Source organism: Mycobacterium sp. 050128 (assembly GCF_036409155.1).
GTDB lineage: Bacteria > Actinomycetota > Actinomycetes > Mycobacteriales > Mycobacteriaceae > Mycobacterium.
This window is the reverse complement of sequence record NZ_JAZGLW010000001.1, coordinates 1,813,731-1,833,384: the sequence shown is the minus strand read 5'-3', so window position 1 is coordinate 1,833,384 and position 19,654 is coordinate 1,813,731. Positions and strand designations below refer to the sequence as shown.

21 protein-coding genes and 2 pseudogenes are annotated in these 19,654 nt (G+C 64.6%); 8 read left to right on the top strand and 15 right to left on the bottom strand.

Annotated elements, in window-relative coordinates; genetic code table 11:
* The first annotated feature begins 36 nt into the window (after positions 1–36).
* Positions 37–1,116, top strand: coding sequence for a DUF2330 domain-containing protein (locus tag SKC41_RS08880; RefSeq protein WP_330977291.1), 1,080 nt, complete (start codon positions 37–39; stop codon positions 1,114–1,116).
* Here SKC41_RS08880 and SKC41_RS08875 read toward each other — a convergent pair.
* From SKC41_RS08875 to SKC41_RS08855, 5 genes are all read right to left on the bottom strand, one after another.
* Positions 1,100–1,585: an NUDIX domain-containing protein gene (locus SKC41_RS08875; RefSeq protein ID WP_330977290.1), complete on the bottom strand. Its 486-nt coding sequence runs from the start codon at positions 1,583–1,585 to the stop codon at positions 1,100–1,102. The genes SKC41_RS08880 and SKC41_RS08875 overlap by 17 nt on opposite strands.
* Before the next feature lie 5 nt (positions 1,586–1,590).
* Positions 1,591–2,946, bottom strand: coding sequence for a WS/DGAT/MGAT family O-acyltransferase (locus SKC41_RS08870; RefSeq protein WP_330977289.1), 1,356 nt, complete (start codon positions 2,944–2,946; stop codon positions 1,591–1,593).
* Between the two features lie 114 nt (positions 2,947–3,060).
* Positions 3,061–4,863 carry an AMP-dependent synthetase/ligase gene (locus SKC41_RS08865; protein WP_330977288.1) on the bottom strand — a complete coding sequence of 601 codons (1,803 nt, stop codon included), beginning with the start codon at positions 4,861–4,863 and terminating at the stop codon, positions 3,061–3,063.
* 143 nt (positions 4,864–5,006) lie between these two features.
* Entirely contained in the window at positions 5,007–5,390 is a 384-nt protein-coding gene (locus SKC41_RS08860; protein ID WP_330977287.1) for a DUF1330 domain-containing protein, read from the bottom strand.
* A 234-nt stretch (positions 5,391–5,624) separates the two neighbouring features.
* Positions 5,625–6,488 (bottom strand): SDR family NAD(P)-dependent oxidoreductase, encoded by an 864-nt coding sequence (locus SKC41_RS08855; protein ID WP_330977286.1) that lies wholly within the window; start codon positions 6,486–6,488, stop codon positions 5,625–5,627.
* 106 nt (positions 6,489–6,594) lie between these two features.
* Between SKC41_RS08855 and SKC41_RS08850 the strand changes: the two genes are divergently transcribed.
* The 7 genes and pseudogenes from SKC41_RS08850 to SKC41_RS08820 all read left to right on the top strand — a co-directional run bounded on the left by SKC41_RS08850 (position 6,595) and on the right by SKC41_RS08820 (position 11,950).
* Entirely contained in the window at positions 6,595–7,677 is a 1,083-nt protein-coding gene (locus SKC41_RS08850) for an NAD(P)H-dependent amine dehydrogenase family protein (protein WP_330977285.1), read from the top strand.
* Complete coding sequence (locus tag SKC41_RS08845) at positions 7,674–8,180, top strand: VOC family protein (protein WP_330977284.1); 507 nt, start codon at positions 7,674–7,676, stop codon at positions 8,178–8,180. Before SKC41_RS08850 ends, SKC41_RS08845 begins: the two co-directional genes overlap by 4 nt.
* Positions 8,177–8,950, top strand: a complete 774-nt coding sequence (locus tag SKC41_RS08840) for an SDR family NAD(P)-dependent oxidoreductase (protein ID WP_330977283.1) — start codon at positions 8,177–8,179, stop codon at positions 8,948–8,950. The genes SKC41_RS08845 and SKC41_RS08840 overlap by 4 nt, the downstream gene beginning before the upstream one ends.
* Positions 8,947–9,561: a TetR/AcrR family transcriptional regulator gene (locus tag SKC41_RS08835; protein ID WP_330977282.1), complete on the top strand. Its 615-nt coding sequence runs from the start codon at positions 8,947–8,949 to the stop codon at positions 9,559–9,561. The genes SKC41_RS08840 and SKC41_RS08835 overlap by 4 nt, the downstream gene beginning before the upstream one ends.
* A gap of 73 nt (positions 9,562–9,634) precedes the next feature.
* Positions 9,635–10,000 (top strand): ArsR/SmtB family transcription factor, encoded by a 366-nt coding sequence (locus SKC41_RS08830; protein ID WP_330977281.1) that lies wholly within the window; start codon positions 9,635–9,637, stop codon positions 9,998–10,000.
* Between the two features lie 62 nt (positions 10,001–10,062).
* Positions 10,063–11,515, top strand: a pseudogene (gene arsB / locus SKC41_RS08825) (ACR3 family arsenite efflux transporter).
* A 24-nt stretch (positions 11,516–11,539) separates the two neighbouring features.
* Positions 11,540–11,950, top strand: a complete 411-nt coding sequence (locus tag SKC41_RS08820) for an ArsI/CadI family heavy metal resistance metalloenzyme (protein ID WP_330977280.1) — start codon at positions 11,540–11,542, stop codon at positions 11,948–11,950.
* A 13-nt stretch (positions 11,951–11,963) separates the two neighbouring features.
* On the opposite strand, the gene SKC41_RS08815 is transcribed toward SKC41_RS08820, so the two are convergent.
* The 10 genes and pseudogenes from SKC41_RS08815 to SKC41_RS08770 form a co-directional block, all read right to left on the bottom strand.
* Positions 11,964–12,509: a carboxymuconolactone decarboxylase family protein gene (locus SKC41_RS08815; RefSeq protein ID WP_330977279.1), complete on the bottom strand. Its 546-nt coding sequence runs from the start codon at positions 12,507–12,509 to the stop codon at positions 11,964–11,966.
* Between the two features lie 6 nt (positions 12,510–12,515).
* Entirely contained in the window at positions 12,516–13,361 is an 846-nt protein-coding gene (locus SKC41_RS08810; protein WP_330977278.1) for a TauD/TfdA dioxygenase family protein, read from the bottom strand.
* 46 nt (positions 13,362–13,407) lie between these two features.
* Positions 13,408–13,749, bottom strand: a complete 342-nt coding sequence (locus SKC41_RS08805; RefSeq protein ID WP_330977277.1) for a hypothetical protein — start codon at positions 13,747–13,749, stop codon at positions 13,408–13,410.
* Entirely contained in the window at positions 13,746–15,008 is a 1,263-nt protein-coding gene (locus tag SKC41_RS08800) for an aromatic ring-hydroxylating oxygenase subunit alpha (protein WP_330977276.1), read from the bottom strand. The genes SKC41_RS08805 and SKC41_RS08800 overlap by 4 nt, the downstream gene beginning before the upstream one ends.
* Positions 15,009–15,050: 42 nt before the next feature.
* The gene (locus tag SKC41_RS08795) at positions 15,051–15,794 is read right to left on the bottom strand and encodes an SDR family NAD(P)-dependent oxidoreductase (RefSeq protein WP_330977275.1); all 744 of its coding nucleotides are present in this window, start codon (positions 15,792–15,794) and stop codon (positions 15,051–15,053) included.
* A pseudogene (locus SKC41_RS08790) lies at positions 15,791–16,090 on the bottom strand (2Fe-2S iron-sulfur cluster-binding protein); the annotation flags it as partial. The pseudogene SKC41_RS08790 and the gene SKC41_RS08795, both read right to left, overlap by 4 nt.
* A gap of 59 nt (positions 16,091–16,149) precedes the next feature.
* Positions 16,150–16,605, bottom strand: coding sequence for a MarR family winged helix-turn-helix transcriptional regulator (locus tag SKC41_RS08785; RefSeq protein WP_330977274.1), 456 nt, complete (start codon positions 16,603–16,605; stop codon positions 16,150–16,152).
* Positions 16,606–16,619: 14 nt separating this feature from the next.
* Complete coding sequence (locus SKC41_RS08780) at positions 16,620–17,867, bottom strand: metal-dependent hydrolase family protein (protein ID WP_330977273.1); 1,248 nt, start codon at positions 17,865–17,867, stop codon at positions 16,620–16,622.
* Positions 17,864–18,193 (bottom strand): hypothetical protein, encoded by a 330-nt coding sequence (locus tag SKC41_RS08775; protein ID WP_330978805.1) that lies wholly within the window; start codon positions 18,191–18,193, stop codon positions 17,864–17,866. The genes SKC41_RS08780 and SKC41_RS08775 overlap by 4 nt, the downstream gene beginning before the upstream one ends.
* A 5-nt stretch (positions 18,194–18,198) precedes the next feature.
* A complete protein-coding gene (locus SKC41_RS08770; RefSeq protein WP_330977272.1) occupies positions 18,199–19,476 on the bottom strand; it encodes an aromatic ring-hydroxylating oxygenase subunit alpha in 1,278 nt (425 codons plus the stop codon).
* Positions 19,477–19,654 lie beyond the last annotated feature (178 nt).

Here is a 19,654-nt window from a genome sequence, read left to right as displayed (position 1 = left end):
GTGACCGCGACCCCGTCAGCAACTAGCATGTGCAGCATGAAGATGCCCCGCACTTGCGGGTTGGGTCTGGTCGCGGTCCTCCTGGCTACCCTGGCCAATGTGGCCCTGGCTGCTCCGGGCCACGCCTGTGCGTGCGGCGCGATCGTCCCTCCCGTCGGCGGCCAGGCGGCCATGAACCACGAAGTCGCGCTGCTGCATTGGAACGGATCCAGCGAAACCATCGTGATGCAGCTGGCCCTGAATGCCGACACGAACAACGTCGCGCTGGTGGTGCCCACGCCGACCCCGGCGACCGTCACCGAGGGCGACAAGGAGACATTCGCCGAGTTGGATACCCTCACCGCCCCCCGCGTGCAGGAGCGCCGGCACTGGGTCCTGGGCGGGATGGGGGCCAGCGCGCCCGCGCCACTCGACGCCGCAGCCCCCCGCGGACCGACGGTCGTCAACCAGGTCCATCTCGGGCCGCTGGAGGCCACCACGCTGGCCGGCGGTGATCTGAGCGGTTTGCAAAAGTGGTTGGACGACAACGGTTATGCCGTCCGCCCGGCGGTGTCGGACGCGCTGGGTCCGTATGTACGTGACAAATGGTCGTTCGTCGCGATTCGGCTGACCAGTTCGGAGCCCATCGTGGGCGGACTCAACCCGGTGCGGATGACCTTCCCGTCGACGAAATTGGTCTATCCCATGCGACTGTCGGTCGCGGCAGCAGGTCCCCAACAAGTCACCGTCTTTACGCTGTCCGATCATCGACAGCAGCGCACCGACGCCGATGCCGCGTCGTCGGCCGGCCAGACGGTACAAGTCCAATTCGCGGGCAATGTCGCGGCCGAGGTACGTAACCCGCTGCTGCGCGAATTGTCCGCCGACCACGGCAGCTATCTGACCAAAATGCAGGTGAATATCCCTAAGCCCGAACGGATTTCGTCGGATTTCAGCTTCGCCAACGCGGTCAACGATGATGCGTACCGGCAGGTGATTTACGTCGACCACAACGCGGTCATCCCGATCGAGTTGATCGCATTTGTGGTATTCGTGTTCGTCGTGGTTGCCATCGCGGTGCCGGTCGTCTTCTTCGCCGTGCGCCGGCGCCGGCAGCGCACTAACACCCTTCGGTGAGGCCGGTCAGCTCCGGGTGCGCCATCAACAAGTCGAGATAAGGCCGTTGTCCCTTAAGTAATTTGACGCGTGCCTGTGCCACCGGGAACCACCCGACCCGATCGACTTCGGGGAACTCGCGCATGTTGCCCGAGCCCTTGGGCCACTCCAACTCGAAGGTGTTGCTGCGCGTGTCGGCGACGTCGAGATCGGCCCGGACGGCGAAGACGGTGACCACCTTGCCGCTGGGTTGCTTCAGCGCACCGAGGTCGAGGCGCCCGCCGGCCGGGACCGGTAGTCCGAGCTCCTCGGAAAACTCGCGCTGCGCCGCGGTCCAGGGATCCTCGCCATCGCCGTACTCGCCTTTCGGAATCGACCACGCCGCGTCGTCTTTGCGGGCCCAAAACGGACCACCCGGGTGCGCGATCAGGACTTCCACAACACCGTCGCGGGTCCGGTACAGCAGTACTCCCGCACTGAGTTTCGGCAACGGGCTCAGACGCCGGTGGCGCGTTCCAGGTCTTTGAGCGACTCCTCCAGATGCGCGAGCAGCCGCTGCAGGTGCGGGACGCTACGCCGGCACCCGACCAGCCCGAAATCGAGCTTGTCGGCATTGCTGACCAGGGTGATGTTCAATGCTTGGCCGTCGAGAATCGCCGACATCGGATAGCTGCCGTCCAGGCGGGCGCCGCCGTAGTACATCTGCTCACGGGGTCCCGGAACGTTGGAGATGATGATGTTGAACGGCGGTGACGTCGAATTCACCCATCCGGGAACCGCCGACATTGCCAGCGCACTCATGTTCACCGCGGAAAGCGCGAGCGCCTGTGTCCGCGGCAACTGGGAGAACACCGTCTTGTTCTTGTACATCGACTCGCTGATGGTCTCCAGCCGCTTGGCGGGATCCTCGATGTCGGTGGCCAGGTTGCACAGGATGGCCCCGACCAGGTTACCGCCGGCGTCGGCCTCGTCCTCTCGGCGCAGGCTCACCGGGACCATCGCCAAGAGCGGCCGTTCCGGCAGTGCGTCCCGCTCGAGCAGGTAATAACGCAACGCACCCGAACACATCGCCAGGACGACGTCGTTGAGCGTCACCCCCGCCGCGTTCTTGACGTTCTTGATGCGGTCCACCGACCATGACTGCGCGGCGCACCGGCGGGCGCCGCCGATGTTGACGTTGAGCATCGTGCGCGGGGCGCCGAACGGCAACGTGAGTTGCTGTTCGAACAGCGCGGCACGGACCAATGACACCGTCGACGGGGCAAGTGCCGCAAAGGAACCCGCCGTATGCATCAACGAACTCAACCGCGACGTCGGCGCGGACTTGCGCTTGGGTTTACGTAGGCTCCAGGGTGCCCGGATCTCGGTGTCCTCGGGATCGGCGGACAGCGCACGTTGCATCAGCTTCAGCGCGGAGACGCCGTCGATCAGCGAGTGGTGCATCTTGGTGTAGATCGCGAACCGGCCGTCCTTGAGTCCTTCGATCACGTATGCCTCCCACAGCGGACGGTGGCGATCGAGCAGGGCGCTGTGCAGCAGCGAGGTCAGCTCGAGCAGATCGCGAACCCGCCCCGGCGAGGGCAGCGCAGAGCGCCGGACGTGATAGTCGATATCGAGGTCCTTGTCGTAGGACCACCCGAGGTTGCCGATGCCACCCAAGAAGGTCGCCGGACGCTTGAGAAAGGTGGGCTGGAAATCATGCTGGGCCACCAAGCTGTCGTAGAACTCCCGCACAAACTCCGGACCGGCGCCGCCCGGGGGTTCATACAGCTGCAGACCACCGACGTGCATGGGGTGTTCGCGGGACTCGCCCAGCAGAAAGACCCCGTCGGCGGGGTTCATCAATTCCATCACCCAATTAGACCGCGATCGAGGTGCGAAGCGAAGGCGCAATCCTGCGCAGCCTTGTCGGCGCGTCGGCGCGTTGCGCTCGGTTGGGGTGGACGCCGACCGAGACGTCCCGGCTCACCCCTTGGCGTACATCGCCTCGATCTCGTTGGCGAATCGCATCCTGACGATGTTTCTTTTCACCTTCAGAGTGGGCGTCAGTTCACCGGTGAGCACGGTGAAGTCGACCGGCAAGATCCGGAATTTGCGGATCGATTCGGCATGCGACACCGCGCGATTGGCTTGTTCGACCGCCCCGCCGATCTCGCCGACCAGATCGGGGTCGTCGACCAGATCTCCGACGGAGTCGGTCGCGCCCTTGCCGTGGTGCTGCTTCCACACCTCGAAACCCTCCGGGTCGATCGCGATGAGCGCGGCCACGAAGGGCCTGTTGTCGCCGACCACCATCGCCTGACTGATCAGCGGGTGCGCCCTCAGCTGATCTTCAAGGACGGCCGGGGCGACGTTCTTGCCGCCCGCGGTGACGATGATTTCCTTTTTGCGGCCGATGATCGACAGGTAACCGTCGTCGTCCATCGTGCCGAGATCGCCGGTGTGGAACCACCCGTTGGTGATCGCCTCTCGGGTCGCCTTCTCATTGTGCCAATACTCGCTGAACACGACGCCACCACGCACCAACACCTCTCCGTCGTTGGCGATCGCCATGCTGTTGCCGGGCAACAGCTTTCCCACCGTGCCGAGACGCTCTTCGCCGATGAGATTCACCGTGATGGCGGCGCTGGTCTCGGTGAGGCCATAGCCCTCGTAGATGGTCAGGCCCGCGCCCCGGTAGAAGTGGCACAAGCGCTTGCCCAGCGGGGCGCCACCGGAAACCGCGGCGTGGCAGTCGCCGCCCAGCGCAGCGCGCAATTTGCCGTAGACCAGCCGATCGAACAGCGCGCGCCTGGCCCGCAACAGCGGCCCCGGGCCGCCGGCATCCAAGGCCATGCTCCACTCGATCGCCGTCCGTGCGGCCGCATCGAATACCCCGCGCCTCCCGCTGTCGTGGGCCTTCAATTCGGCTGTGTTGTATATCTTTTCGAAGACACGGGGTACCGACACGACGACGGTCGGCTTGAACGCGGCCAAAGTCGGAATCAAGCTTTTGATGTCGCCGGTGTAGCCGATGGTGACCTTCGTGGCGAAGGCCGACATGGACAATGCGCGGGCCAGTACGTGGGCCAGCGGCAAGAACACCAGCAGCCGTTGCCCCTTGCACAGCAGCGTCGGGAAATACATTGCCGCACCGCGTGTCTCGTAAAGCAGATTGGAGTGCGTCAACTGGCAGCCCTTGGGCCTGCCCGTCGTACCCGAGGTATAGATCAATGTCGCGGGATCCGCGGCCCGCAACGCCGCCAGCCGCTTGTTCAGTTCGTCCCCGCCGACCAACTTCCCGGACGTGGCCAGCTCCTCGAGCGCGGACGGCCCGCCCGTCTCGAGGTGCAGGATCTTGCGCAGTGCGGGCAGCTCAGTGCTCAGCTCCTTGACCAGTTGGCCGTGCGCATCGCTTTGCGTAATCACCAACACCGCACCCGAATCCTCCAGCACCCAGCGGACCTGTTCGGCCGACGAGGTGTCGTAGATGGGGACGGTGACCGCTCCCACCGAGAGGATCGCGTAGTCGAGAATCACCCACTCGTAACAGGTGGCCGCCAAGATCGCCACGCGGTCCCCGGCGTTCACCCCCTCGGCGATCAGACCGAGCGCGGTTTCCCGGATCTGCTGAGCGGCTTGGGCGCAGGTCACATCCCGCCACACGTCGTTGACAAGCCGCTGAAAGATCACATGGTCGGGGTCGTCCCGCTCATGCGCATACACACTGGCGACGATGCTGTCGCGCTCGTCGACGCTGAAGTTCGCGGGAACGCTGAATTCACGCATGATCAGACGACCCTCGAAGACAGTGGGTAATCATGAGACCCACCTCCTGGCTGTAGCTATCCCTGGCCCGACGCTAACCGCACTAACAGCGCCCTTCTAGTGGCCATAGGTCCCGGCCTCGAGGGCCTATTGGACTCATAGGGTCAGCTTTCGCCAATCGACCACATCGAGGTAGCGATAAGGTCTCCGCGGTCCAGGGCGGCGGCGCGATGTTCGTGGACCTTGAGGTAGTCCTCATTCGTCACCATGTCGATGAAGGCCTGCGGCGACGGATATTCAACGACGAGAATGGTATCCCACCAAGGTTTTTCACCCTCGCCGATCACTACCGAAGGCGATCCTCCCATGTAGCGGACGGCCGCACCGACGCGTTCGAGGTGCGGTGTGACCTCGCGCCCGTATTGCGCGTAGCGCTCCAGCCCGCCCTCGGCCTTGAACTTCAGGAGGTTGATCATCACCACCGGCGCGTCAGCGGGCCGCGCGGCGAGCGCCGCGAATTGCTCGGGGGTGGGTTGCAGTCCGCTCATGAGAATCTCCCTGCCGTCGTGCGATCACATCCGAGACGAAAGTACCGCGACTCCGTCACCGCGGAGGTGTCGCAGCGCCCAGGGCCTTCCCGCGAGCACGGATGCGAGGTGAGCGGCCTGCCCGGCGACAGTGGGTCCAAACGTCCGCGACAGCCGTTGCGGGTGTGAGCCGTCGAGTGTGCCACGGGGGCGGGTTCGGTCGGCGTGTCGTCGCCCTGGACGCACTGCCGATGCTTACAGCAGATCGGTGATCGTCTTCAGGCCCGCCTCGTAGAGCACGCCCGGCATCATGCCGCCGTCGCATTCGATGGTGGTGCCGTTGACGAAGTCGGCCTGGCCGCTGGCGAGGAAAACACAAACGCGCCCGACCTCTTCGGGCTCGCCGGCGCGGCGCATCGGGACGGCGGCGAAATACTTCTCGCCGGTCGGATCGTCCTTGGGCAACACGAACGAGCGGAAGTTCTCGGTCATCGTGGGACCCAGGGCCACACAGTTGACGCGCACCTTCGGCCCCCATTCCTCGGCCAGTGATCGGGTGAGGTGGTTGAGGCCACTCTTGGCCGCGCCGTAGGAGACCAGGGTGGGCGAGCCGGCCGGGTGCCCGGCGCCGCTGGAGATATTGATGATGCAGCCGACGCCGTCCTGGGTCGCCATCTGCCGATAGGCGCGGATGGCGAACCAGAGCGGGCTGATCAGGTTCATCTGCACCGCGAACGCATGGAACAACGCGGTGCGTTGGTACTCGTCGTCGCTCGGCGGTGCGCCCTGAATCCGTTGCACGAGTTCGGGAATGCTCTCCACATGCGGCGCCGGGACGGTTCCGCCGGCGTTGTTGACGAGAATGTCGACCCGGCCGTGGGTGGCGACCACGTCGGCGACGAAGGAATCGATCGAGCCGCAGTCGCCCTGATCGCAGACGCGCTGCAAGGCGCGCGGCGCCCACTCGGAGTCGGCGCCGACACCCGGGATGGTGTCCAACGGCCCGCGCGAACAGCCGATGACGGTGGCGCCGGCGCGCAGCAGTTCATGGGCGATGCCGACACCCACGCCGCGGCTGGTTCCGGTGACGATCGCGATCTTGCCCTCGAGGACGCTCATGAACTGACCTTCCTACCTGGAGCCATTGTTGACAGTGACTGCCAGCGGGTCATACTGTGCCAGTTCGGTCGTTGGCATGTAAAGGCGTGCAATCGAAAGGACACCGATGAGTAGTTCGGCCAAGCTTCGCGTCATTCAATGGGCAACCGGCGGCGTCGGCAAGGCTGCCATCGCGTGCGTGCTCAACCACCCGCGGCTGGAACTGGCCGGCTGTTGGGTACACAGCGCGGCGAAGAACGGCGTCGACGTCGGCCGGATCATCGGAACCGAGGACCTTGGCATCACGGCCACGTCAAGCATCGACGAGATTCTCGCGGTGGACGCCGACTGCGTCATGTACAGCCCGCTAGTGCCCAACGACGACGAGGTCATCGCCATCCTGCGGTCCGGCAAGAACGTGGTCACCCCGGTTGGCTGGGTCTACCCCGATCCGGGCAACAAGCGGCACCAAGCCGTCGCCGATGCCGCGGTGGAAAGTGGTGTGACCCTGCATGGTTCGGGCATCCACCCGGGCGGCATTACCGAGCGGTTCCCGCTCATGATTTCCTCGCTCTCGTCCGCGGTCACCCACGTCCGCGCCGAGGAGTTCTCCGACATCCGCACCTACAACGCACCGGATGTGGTGCGACACATCATGGGTTTCGGCGGTACTCCCGAAGAGGCCATGGATGGACCCATGGCCAGCCTGCTCGAGGCCGGGTTCAAGCAGTCGGTGCGAATGATCGCCGACCACATGGGATTTCGCATCGACCCGAACATCAGGACCATCCAGGACGTCGCGGTGGCGACCGCCGAAATCGACTACGCCCCCTTCCCGATCACTACGGGCACGGTGGCCGCGCGCCGGTTCCGGTGGCAGGCCCTCGTCGACGGCGAGCCCGTCATCACGGCCGCGGTCAACTGGCTGATGGGTGAGGAAAACCTGGACCCGGCATGGGATTTCGGTGGCATCGGCGAACGCTTCGAGGTGGAGATCACCGGCGACCCGGACGTGAGACTCACGTTCAAGGGCCTGCAACCGGAGACGATCGAAGAGGGGTTGATCAAGAACCCGGGCGTGGTGGTCACCGCCAACCATTGCATCAACGCCATCCCGGACGTCTGCATGGCGGAGCCGGGTATCAAGACTTACCTGGATCTGCCGCTGTTCGCCGGGCGTCCGGCGCCCAATCTCGCGAAGCCATCGTGACCGGCGAAAGCGTGCTCGACGATGTGTCGTTCTGCCACCTCGTCATCGGCGTCACCGACATGGACCGCGCGCTGGCGTTCTACCGGGGCGTGCTCGGGATGGAGATCGTCTTCGAATCCCTGATATCCGGCGAGCCTTTCGACGCGGTGCTGCACGCTAACCGCAAACAGGAAGGCCGAGTGGTCGGCGGCTTGCTGGGCGGGTTGATGATCGAGCTGCTGTCTCTGGGCAACAAACCGGCTCCGGATCGCACCACTCGCCGTGGCATCACCGGCATCCACAACGTGTCCTTGTCGGTGACCGATCTCGACGACACCCACCGACGCGTCGTCGATGCCGGTTACGCCGCCGATCAAGAGCCATTCGAGATCGGCGGAGTCCGAATGTTTTTCGTGAAAGACCCGGATGGCACGCCGGTGGAGTTCATCGAACTGCCCGACGGGATGCGTAGCACCTACGAAATGCACCGCGGCGTGCGACTGCAGATGGGACCCGTTGCATGAGTTACACCCATCCCGATTCGATGCGCGGCCACGTCGCGATCATCACCGGCGCGGCGCAAGGCGTGGGCAAGGGCACCGCGACGGCACTGCTGGAACGCGGTGCGTCGGTGGTGCTGGCCGACATACAGGCCGACGTCCTGGACGCGACGACCAACGAGCTCAAGGAACTGGGTCCGGTCGTGAGCGTGGTCGCCGATCTGCGCGACCCGGACAGCGCGCAGCGGATCACCGCGGCCGCGGTCGACGCCTTCGGCACCGTGCACGGGCTGGTCAACAATGCCATTGCCACCAACGAGCCCAAGGCATTCGTCGACATAACCCTCGAGGATTTCGCGCTCGGCCATGACGTCGGTCCCCGCGCGACCTTCCTGCTCATGCAGGCCGTGTACCCGTTGATGGTCAAGGCCGGCGGCGGGTCGATCGTCAACCTCGGCTCGGGGACGGGAACCGGCGGCGAACCCAAGTGGGGCGGTTATGCCACCGCCAAGGAGGGCATCCGCGGCTTGTCCAAGGTCGCAGCTCTGGAATGGGGACGCGACAACATCCGCGTCAACGTCATCTGCCCGTTCGCCGAGTCCGACGGCGTCAAGTTCTGGAAGTCGTTTGCGCCCAAGGAATACGACAAGGCCGTGGCGCGTGTTCCGATGAAGCGCATCGGCGACGTCCGCACCGATGTGGGAGCGCTGGTGGCGTTTCTGCTCGGCAGTGACGCCACGTTCATCACCGGTCAGACCATTCACGTCGACGGTGGGATCGGCTGCTTTCGGTGACCGTCGAAGGCGAGTCGCTACGTGATCGCCAGCGGGCTCAGATCCGCGCCGATATCCGGCGCGCAGCGTTCCGGCTGTTTGTCGAACGCGGATACGACGCGGTAACCACCGAGGAGATCGCCACTGCCGCAGGCGTTTCACCGCGAACCTTCTTCCGGCATGTGCCGACCAAAGAGGAGCTGCTGCTGGCGCCGGTGCGCCACGGCGGGGCCGCGATCGTCAATCACCTGGAAAAGCGTCCGGCCACCGAGGCGCCCGACGTCGCATTGATCAACGCGATCATCACGCGGACTCAGTCGTTCGACCAAGCCGACTGCGAGGAGTGGCGCGCAGCCCTGCTTGTTGCGCCGGGTCTGCTCGACAAGGCAACGATCCACACTCCCGCCGACAAAGAGCGGGCGATGAAGCTCGTCGCCGAACGCATGGGCACCGACCCGGAAATCGATATGCGGCCCGGGCTGCTGATCCAGCTCGCCTTCGGTGCGGCCGATTTCGCGTTCCAGCAGTGGGTATTGCGGTCGGCCAACCGGCAGCCGCTGGACCGCTATGTGATCGAGGCTCTCGAGGCGGTCAAGAGCAGCTACTGGAAGCCGAAGCGCTCCACGGACTAGCAGGTCGGAGATTCGCCCAGACCTTCGTCTCCCCCTAGTCGCGCTCTGATTCGATATATGTTTATATAGAAGAATGTCGAATCAACTTAAGGCGGGGTGTTGCCCGAGCCTCGGGGTGGCCGCGCTGAACGATTCGCAGGCCGCAACCTTGGCGACCATGTTCAAAGCACTGAGCGACCCGGTACGCCTGCGGCTGCTGAGCCTGATCGCCAGCCATCCCGGCGGCGAGGCTTGTGTGTGCGAAATCTCCGCGACGTTCGATGTCTCCCAACCGACGATTTCCCACCACCTCAAACTGTTGCGCTCTGCGGGTCTGATCGACTGCGAGCGACGCGGCACCTGGGTGTACTACTGGGTGATTCCCGCTGCATTGGAGCAACTTTCGTCGGCATTGCAGGTCGACCGCGCATTCGTCGCGACAGCGGACCGCCGCTCGTGACGGGGCCCCGGTCACAGACACCGACCACGGACCCAGTCGCCCGGCTTTCGCTCCTGGACCGGATGCTTCCGGTGTGGATCGGGGTGGCCATGGCGGCCGGTCTGCTGCTCGGCCGGGCGCTGCCCGGTTTGGGATCGGCGCTGAGCGCTGTCGAAATCGACGGCATTTCGCTGCCGATCGCGGCCGGCCTGCTGGTCATGATGTACCCGGTGCTGGCCAAGGTTCGTTATGACCAGCTCGGCGAGATCACCGGCGACCGCAAACTCATGGTGTCCTCGTTGGTACTCAACTGGTTGATCGGCCCGGCAGTGATGTTCGCGTTGGCATGGCTGCTACTCGCCGACCTGCCCGCGTACCGCACCGGTCTGATTATCGTCGGGCTGGCTCGCTGCATTGCGATGGTGATCATTTGGAACGACTTGGCTTGCGGCGATCGCGAAGCCGCCGCCGTCCTGGTCGCGCTCAACTCGCTCTTCCAGGTGGCGATGTTCGCCGTCTTGGGCTGGTTCTATCTTTCGGTGCTGCCCGGCTGGCTGGGCTTGTCGCAAACCGGTATCGCCGTCTCCCCCTGGGATATCGCCAAATCCGTGCTCGTCTTTCTGGGCATTCCGCTGCTCGCCGGGTACCTGTCACGTCGGCTAGGCGAACGAAGCAAGGGCCGTCATTGGTACGAGACCAAGTTCCTTCCCCGTGTCGGACCATGGGCCTTGTACGGATTGCTGTTCACCATCGTCATCCTGTTCGCGTTGCAGGGTCACCAAATCACCTCCCGGCCATTGGATGTCGCGCGCATCGCGATCCCGCTACTGGGCTACTTCGCGATCATGTGGGCTGGCGGTTACGCCCTCGGATTGGCACTGCGGCTCGGTTATGCCCGAACCACAACGTTGGCGTTCACTGCCGCCGGCAACAATTTCGAGCTGGCGATCGCGGTGGCGATTGGCACCTACGGTGTCGCGTCCGGGCAGGCCCTCGCCGGAGTGGTCGGACCGTTGATCGAAGTCCCCGTCCTGGTTGGCCTCGTCTACGTCTCCCTGGCGCTTCGGTACCGGCTCTTCAATTTTCGGGCGGCATCAGACTCCAGTACGAGCGCCGGCCATGGCTGACAACCCGAGTGTCCTATTCGTATGTGTGCACAATGCCGGCCGCTCCCAAATGGCCGCGGCGCTCCTGATGCACCTGGCCGGCGACCGTATCGAAGTCCGTTCCGCGGGAACCGAACCCGCCGATCGCCTGAACCCCGTGGTGATCACGGCGATGTCCGAACTCGGAATCGACATCACCGCCCGCACGCCCTTGCTTCTGACCGGCGAGGCCGTGCAATCCAGCGACGTCGTGATCACCATGGGCTGTGGTGACGCCTGCCCTTATTTTCCCGGGGTCTCCTACCGGGACTGGAAGCTGGCCGATCCTGCCGGCCAACCTCTGGAAACCGTCCGCACCATCCGCGACGACATCGCGCACCGCGTCAGGGCGCTGATCACCGAACTCCTGCCCACCACCTCGACCACATAACCGCACCCGAAGAAAGGAACCACCATGTCGCGTGTGCAGCTAGCCCTCAACGTCGACGATCTCGACGAGGCGATCGCCTTCTACTCCAAGCTCTTCGACACCAAACCCGCCAAGGTCAAACCCGGCTACGCCAATTTCGCCATCACCTCGCCCCCACTCAAGCTGGTACTGATCGAAAACCCGGACCACGGCGGTACCCTGAACCACCTCGGCGTCGAAGTCGACGACAGCGCCACGGTGCACGCCGAGATCGACCGGCTTACCAATGAAGGCCTGTTCACCGAGGAAGAGCTCAACAGCACCTGCTGCTTCGCAGCCCAAGACAAGGTGTGGGTCACCGGTCCCAATGGTGAGCGGTGGGAGGTCTACACCGTCTTAGCCGACTCGGACACCTTCGGTCCCGGGGCGGACGAAGCCTGCTGCACGGCGTCATAGCGCCTACCGCGACTCACAGTTGCTCATCTTCTATGCCAAAGGCGTTGACCGCCATCGCCAGAAGGCAGTAGCCCCCGATGGTGAACACCAGGTCCATGCGTTCGGGGTCGGTGAAGTGGCGGCCCAACTGATCCCAGGTGGGTGTGGAGATGGTCCCGGTATCGACCAGATCGTCCACCGCGGTCAGTACCGACTGGTCGACGTCGTCGGCGAGTTGCCCGTCGCGGATGGCGTCGGTCTCGTCGGGGCGCAACCCCGCGCGGCGCGCGATCGGGAGGTGATGCGACCACAGGTAGTCGCAATTGCGCCGATGCACCGCCCGCAGCAGCGCAATCTCCCGTACCCGTGCCGACAGCGTGGAGCCGTTGAGCAGGTAGGTGTTGAACGGCAGATACGCGCGAGCCAGTTCGGGATGGCGCACCAGCGTCGACAAGATATTGCCGGCGCCCTGGGGGTTGGCCCGCTCGACGGGGATCAGCGAGGCGATGGCGCGCCGGCTGCGCTCGTCCCATTCGTCGGCCGGCAGCGGGCTCAGCCGCAGCGGGTGTTGGTCGGTCACGCGGGCCTACTGGATCGGCTCATCACCCAGCACGGTCGTGCGCAGCATTTCGCGCTGCGAGTCGGGGTCATACGGCGCCGCCCGGTGCAGCACTCCGCGGTTGTCCCAGATGACGGTGTCACCGACCGACCAGCTGTGGCTGTACACCTTGTCGGGGGTGGTGGCGCGATCCAGCAGCTGCGCCAACAGGGTGCGGCCTTCGTCGAGGTCCATGCCGACCACGTAGTCGGCCGACGTGCCCAGCACCAGGGACTTGCGGCCACTGCGGTGCGTCCACACCAGCGGGTGCTCGTGCGTGCGCCGAGACCTCCACTGCGCCAACTGCTCCGGGGTGGGATCGGGGGTGATGCGCCGCTGGGAGGCCTCCAGCGAGTGGACGACACGCAGCGCGCCGAACCGTTCCTTCTCCTCGTCGGTCAACGCGTCGTAGGCGGCGTAGGAGGAGGCGAATTCCGTTTCACCGCCCCGCTCGGCAACCTGCTTGGCGGACAGGATGGTGGCCTTCTGCGGGTAGTCGTCGCCGGTGGGCGTGCAGCCGTCGATGTGCCAGTCGAAGGTCCCCTTCAGGTAGGCCGCCGAGGAGTTCTTCGACTTGTCCAGCGTGACAGGGTAGATGCCGGCCACCGGGTGATGCCCGTCCGAGGAGTAGTCGACGGCACCGAGGCGGTGGCAGAACTCCACCTGGGTCTCAGGTTCGAGGTGCAGCCCGCGGAAGACCAGAACGCCGTTGTCCTCCAACGCATCCAGGATGGCCTCGCCCACCGGGTCATCGGCGGCGAGATGCGCCGGATCGAGGCCGGTGACCTCGGCGCCGACCGAGTCGCTGAGCTTGGTGACGGTGAGCAGACTCATGGTCTGTCCTTTCTGACAATGGCGGGCGAAAGTTGCTGCCGCGCGGTTAAGGAATGGGCTCGCCGGTCCGAATCATCACCGCGTCCGCGGCGTCGGTCGGCACGGGTTGATGCATGACTTCGACGGCCATCGCGACCATGATCAGGGAGTAGATCATGTGCAGCAGGTTCAGGGCATCGTCGGGCAAGTCGTCGAGCGGGAACTTGTCGCAGTAGTCGATGGCCTCTTCGAGCCGCGGGAAGAATGCGTCGTAGAACGCGTGCATGTCGGCCATGGTGCTGGCTATCCGCGCGTTCCAGCGTTCGGTTTCGCTGGCCAGGCACCAGACTTTGGCGTAGCTTTCCAGCTCGGCGAATCCGCTGGGCAGCAAGGGATCCGGCATGGTCATACTCCTGCCGGCGTCTCTTCGCGGCGGTAGGCCTCGACCCAGTCCACGACGGTCTTGTGCAGATGGCGCACCAGGATCTCCTGGTCGTTGAGCGGAAACTCGTCGACGATGCCGTACTCCAACGCGGCCTGCGTACCGCCGAGCATGCCGGCGTCCTGCAGCGCGAACTCCTTGAGAACCACGGCGGCGACTTCGTGTTCGATGCGCTCTCGCACGGTGCGCGCCGGGCTGAAGTATGTGTACGCCTCGAACCGGTGGGTGTTGTGAGAGGTCGGCCAGTACCGGTAAAGCAGATACCAGCCGCCGTAGATCAATATCTCGATGTTGGGGAAGATCTGGAAGTTGCTGATCCCCCACGGATCAATGCCGCCAGGGTTGAGCCCGGCCGGCAATTCGCCGACGTCCGGGGTGCGCCAGGGCCCGACGAGCCCACTGCGGGTGGCCCGCTCGATCGGGTACATGTACTCCTGCGGCAACAGCCAGCGGCGCCGTCCCGCCGTCGACACCAACCGGTGTGGACCGTCGAGTTGGAAATGGCCGCAAGTGAATCCGGCCGTGGGGTCGCGCACCTCGGGGGGCACCTGCTGCGGATGCAGCGACGGCACATGGTAGTACTCCTGGAACGCGTCCGCGAAGATCTTCCAGTTGCTGTTGTTGTGGGCGACCCATTCGTAGCGCTCGGTCAGTTTGTCGAAGGGGTAGCCATCCAGGCCGGTGATCATCGGGCCCAGGAACTCACGCAGACTCTGCCGGGGTTCAGCGTCAAAGTTGATGAAAATGAAGCCGTTCCAGATGTCGCAGTGCACCGGCCTCAGGCCGTAGTCGGCGGTGTCGAGGTCGAAGAACTCCGATTCCTGCTGCACGAATTTCAGCGTGCCGTCGAGGTCGTAGCGCCAGCCGTGGTATTTGCAGGTGAACTGACGACACGTCCCGCGGGTCTGCTCGTTGGGAAAGTCGTTCCACACCAACTTGTTTCCGCGGTGACGGCAGACGTTGTAGAAGGCCCGGATTTGTTCATCGCGCCCCTTGACCAGAATGACCGAGGTCCGGGCGACCTCGATTTCCTTGGTGACGTAGCTGCCGACGCGCGGCAGCTCGTCGACACGGGCGACGTTGAGCCACGCACGTTTGAAGACCGCTTCACGCTCGGCCTCGAAGAACTCTCTCGAGGTGGAGTCGGCGAAGGAGATATCGCCGGTGCCCAATTCGGGATAGTGCTCGGTCCAGGAGCCCTCCGGGGGCCTACCCTCTCTCAACATCTGAATCTCCTTGTGGCTTGGCGGCTTTAAGAACCCACGACGTCACATCACCGCTCCGCCGTTGACACCCAACACCTGGCCGGTGATGAAGCCGGCCTCTTCCGAGACCAAAAAGCCGACCGCCGCGGCGATGTCGGCTCCGGTACCCAGATGACCCAACGGGATATTGCTGGCGATCTCCTCGTTGGACTTGAGGTATCCCGCGGCCTGCGCCTGGTGCTGCATCGGGGTTTCGATCCCCGACGGCGGAATGTTGTTCACGGTGATCCCGTGCGGGGCGTACTCGCGGGCCAGCGACTTGGTGAGGGCGATGACCGCACCCTTAGACGCCGCGTAGTGCGCGGCAAACGGTGACCCCCGCTGAGCGCTGGACGACGAAATCATCACGACCCTGCCCCATTTCGCGGCGACCATGTCCGGCAGCGCGACCTGGCAGCAGTGAAACGTGCCGGTCAGGTTGACGTCGATGATCTTCGCCCAAGACTCGGGGGTGATCTCGGAGAATGGGGAAAACCCGAACATCCCCGCGCTGGTCACCAGCACGGACACCGGGCCCAACTCGCTGCGAACTTTGGCGTATGCCTGTTCGACGGCGGCGCGGTCGGTGACGTCGGCGCCGATGCCGATCGCCGTGGTTCCAGCCGCGCGAAGCTCTTCGGTAACGCGTTGTGCTGCTTGCTCATTGACGTCGAGGACGGCGACGGTGAGCCCACGTCGACCGAGCTCGTGACAGGTCGCCTCACCCATGCCCGAAGCGCCGCCGGTCACCACCGCAACCTTGCTCATTCGTAAACCACCCGCACCGTGGCGCTCGTCGGCAGGGCCTGACAGGTCAGCACCCAGCCTTCGGCCACTTCGTCGCCTTCGAGCGCGTCGTTATTGAGCATCCGGGCGCATCCCTCGGTCAGCCGGGCAATACATGTTCCGCACGAGCCGACTTCGCACGAGGACGGCGGAGAAAGGCCTGCCATCCGCGCGGTCTGCAGCAGGGTGTCGCCTGCCGAGTAGGCCACCGTGGTGGTGGATCGATCCAGCTCGATAGTCACCTTCTCGGTGGCGACACTGTGGTCGGCAGGCCCGGCATACGAGGGCGCCCGGGACTCGTGCATGACCGCAGAGTATCAAGTACTTGTTATTCATCTCAAGTACTAGATATATCGCGCTGGGTGAGCTCGTGCCCGGTGCCCTTTTCGACGACGCGGCCCAGCAATTCGCGCAGCATCTCTTGCTCGTCGGCGTTCAGCACGCCGAACACCTTTTCGTGCGCGGCGATGGCGTCGCTGAGGACCTCGGCCACGACGTCTCGCCCCCGATCGGTCAGGTAGGCCCGCAGGATGCGCTTGTGCTGCGGATCCTGTTTGCGTTCCACCAAGGCGCGCCGTTCAAGTGCGGTGAGTGCCAGTTGCACGCCCTGCGGGCTGATCAGCAGGCGCCGGGCCAGTTCGGCACCCGAGAGGCCGGGTTCGTTGGAGAGCTGGCGCAGCACACCGATTTGCGCCGTGCTCACGCCATGTGCGCTGATCGCGTCGTTAACGGTGGTCAGCGAGAAGTAGAAGGCCTGCTTGAGCAGCCACAGAATGTTCTCGGTGAGTTCCATACCCGTCTCCTCCGTCACGGCGCCGTTGTCTTGTAGATCTGGCCGTCCTTCATCACAAACGAGACGTCGAGTGTGGCGGCGATGTCGACGGAGGGGTCGCCCGCAACGGCGATGATGTCGGCCAGATAGCCGGGCGCGAGGCGGCCCAGCTCGTGGTCGGCCTCGATGAGTTCGGCGGCCACCACCGTGGCGGCCCGGATCGCTTGCATCGGCGTCATGCCCCGGTCCACCAGAGCGCGGATTTCCTTGGCGTTCTGCCCGTGTGGAATCGCCGGAGCGTCCGAGCCGCAGGCGATGCGAACACCGGCGGCAATAGCCTTGGGCAGCATTGCTTTTGCGCGCGGGAATACCTCGAGTGCTTTCTTGCGGAGTTCGGGCGCGATCCGGTCGATCGCCATCGCCTCGGTCAGATACGTGGTGGAGACCAGGAAGGTGCCGTGGTCGACCATCATCTGAATCGTGTCGTCGGTGGCCAGGAATCCGTGTTCGATGCAGTCGATGCCGGCCCGTATGCACGCGCGGATCGCGGAGTCGCCGACGGCGTGCGCCGCCACACGGACCCCGGCGCGGTGTGCCTCGTCGGCGATGGCGGCGAATTCCGCGTCGGAATACTGCTGGGCGCCCGGGGCGGTGCTGTGCGACATGACGCCGCCGGACGCCGATACCTTGATCAGCTTGGCGCCGTGGCGAATCTGGTAGCGGACACAGGCGATTACGTCGGGCACCCCGTTGGCGATGCCCTCGGCGACCGACAACGGCATGACCCCGGGGGCCAGCCGCTGGAACACCGTGGGATCCAGATGCCCCCCGTAGGGAGTCACGGCATGACCGGCGGGATAGATGCGTGGACCGGTGTGCCAACCCTGATCGATCGCCCGCTGTAGTGCGACGTCGAGCAGGTAACCGCCGGTCTTGACCATCAGGCCGAGGTTGCGCACTGTGGTGAACCCGGCCTCCAGCGTCGTACGCGCATTCACCGCACCACGCAGTGTCCGGTACGCGGGATCGTCCTGAACGCCGTGCATCGGGGCCGGCAAGCCCTCGGGACCACCGGGCCCGCCGATGAGCAGGTTGAGTTCCATATCCATCAGTCCCGGCAGCAGCGTCACATCCCCGAGGTCGACGTCCGTCGCCGAATCCGCCACTGGCCCTTCGGGATTTATCGCGGTGATGCGGTTGCCGTCGACCACCACGACCGCCGGCGAGCGGACCCGGCCGGAGTCGACGTCGGCCCAGCGGGCTGCGCGCAGGACAGTGGTCATGGAACGGGCTCGGACACGCAGTCAAGCGACGCGGCGCCGGAGTCGGGAACGCGCGGCTGCTTCCAGCACTCCACCGGAAACGACACCATGATCATCGAGTACAGCAGGTGCATCAGATTGAGGACATCTTCCGGCAGGTCGTCGAGCGGGAACTTGTCGCAGTAGGACAGGGCCTCCTCCGCGCGCGGCGTGATCGCGTCGTAGAAGGCCTTCATCTCGGTCATCGAGCTGGCCAGCCGCTTGGCGTAGCGCTCCGGTTCGGTCGGCAGACACCATTCCGTAAAGGCCTCGAGGTCAGCGAATTCCGTTGGCAGCAAGGTAGACATCGCGGTCACACCCGCGCCTTCGATGCCTCGGTGGTGCGGCGATACTCCTCGATCCATGCCGCGGTCTCCTTGTGCAGGTGCCGGATCAGGATCTCTTGGTCGCACAGCAGGAACCGGTCCAGCACCCGGGACTCGATCATCGACTGGGTCGCTTCCAAGGTATTGGCGTCCTGCAGGCCGTATTCCTTGAACGTCACCGCCGCCAGTTCCTGGGCGACGCGGTCACGCGGGGTGCGCGGCTGCGGGAAATACAGCGACCCCTCGAAGATGTGGCTGTTGTACGACGTCGGCCAGTAATGGTAGGTCAGGTACCAGCCCTGCCCCCAGAACAGCATGACGAAGTTGGGGAACAGTTGGAACGAATCCAGGCCCCAGGGGTCGCATTTCGCGGGATTGAGCCCCGGCGGCATCTCGCCCAGGTCCGGCTTCTCCCACGGTCCGAACAGTCCGCTCTGGCAGATGTCCTCCATCGGCTTGCGCATCTCGTCGGCCATCTCCCAGGCCCGAATGCCCGATGTGCTGACCAGCCGGTGTGGGCCGTCCAGACGGTAATGCGGCGCCTCGAAACCCGCCTCGGCGGCCGCCTTTGAATACGCGGTCGGCGACTGGTTCGCGTGCAGCACCGGCGCGTGATAGAACTCCTGGAACGCGTCCATGTACAGCTTCCAGTTCGCCTTCACCTCCGCGCGATAGCTGAACCGCGAGGTCAGCTTGTCGAAGGGGTAGCCCTCCAGCCCGAGCACCATCGGCCCCAAAAACTCACGCAACGACTGCTCGGGCTGCTTCGCGAAGTTGACGAAGATGAAGCCTTCCCAGACCTCGCAGTGCACCGACACCAGTCCGTAGCGGCTCTTGGCGAGGTCGAAGAACTCCTCCTCCTGTTGGACGAAGGTCAGGTTGCCGTCCAGGTCGTAACGCCAGGCGTGGTATTTGCAGGTGAATTGCCTGCACACTCCACTGGTCTCCTCGAGTGGCATGTCGTTCCACACCAACTTGTTGCCACGGTGCCGGCAGATGTTGTGATACGCCTTGACCTCGCCAGAGCCCGTGCGCACCAAGATGATTGAGGTGTTGACGACCTTGAGCTCTTTGGTGAAGTAGCTGCCTTTACGCGGAACCTGTTCAACGCGACCGACATTCAGCCAGGCGCGTTTGAAGATGGCCTCCCGCTCCAGGTCGTGGATCTGCGGGTTGATGGAATCCTCGTAAGACACCGGCGCGGTACCCAGTTCGGGGTAATGCTGGGTCCAGCTCCCCTCCGCCGGCTTGGGAAATCGAGGCATGACCGCACTCCTGTCCGGTAGGTAGGACTCCGTCGGGGCCGACGGTATCTCCTCGAACCGCTAATCACAAGTAGTTGATATTGCTGCCTCGGGCCGGCCCGGTGGACGATTTCAGCGGTTACGGCCTCTCCAGGCGTGTGACGGAGCAGCCCAAATGACGACGAGACCACAAACCCCT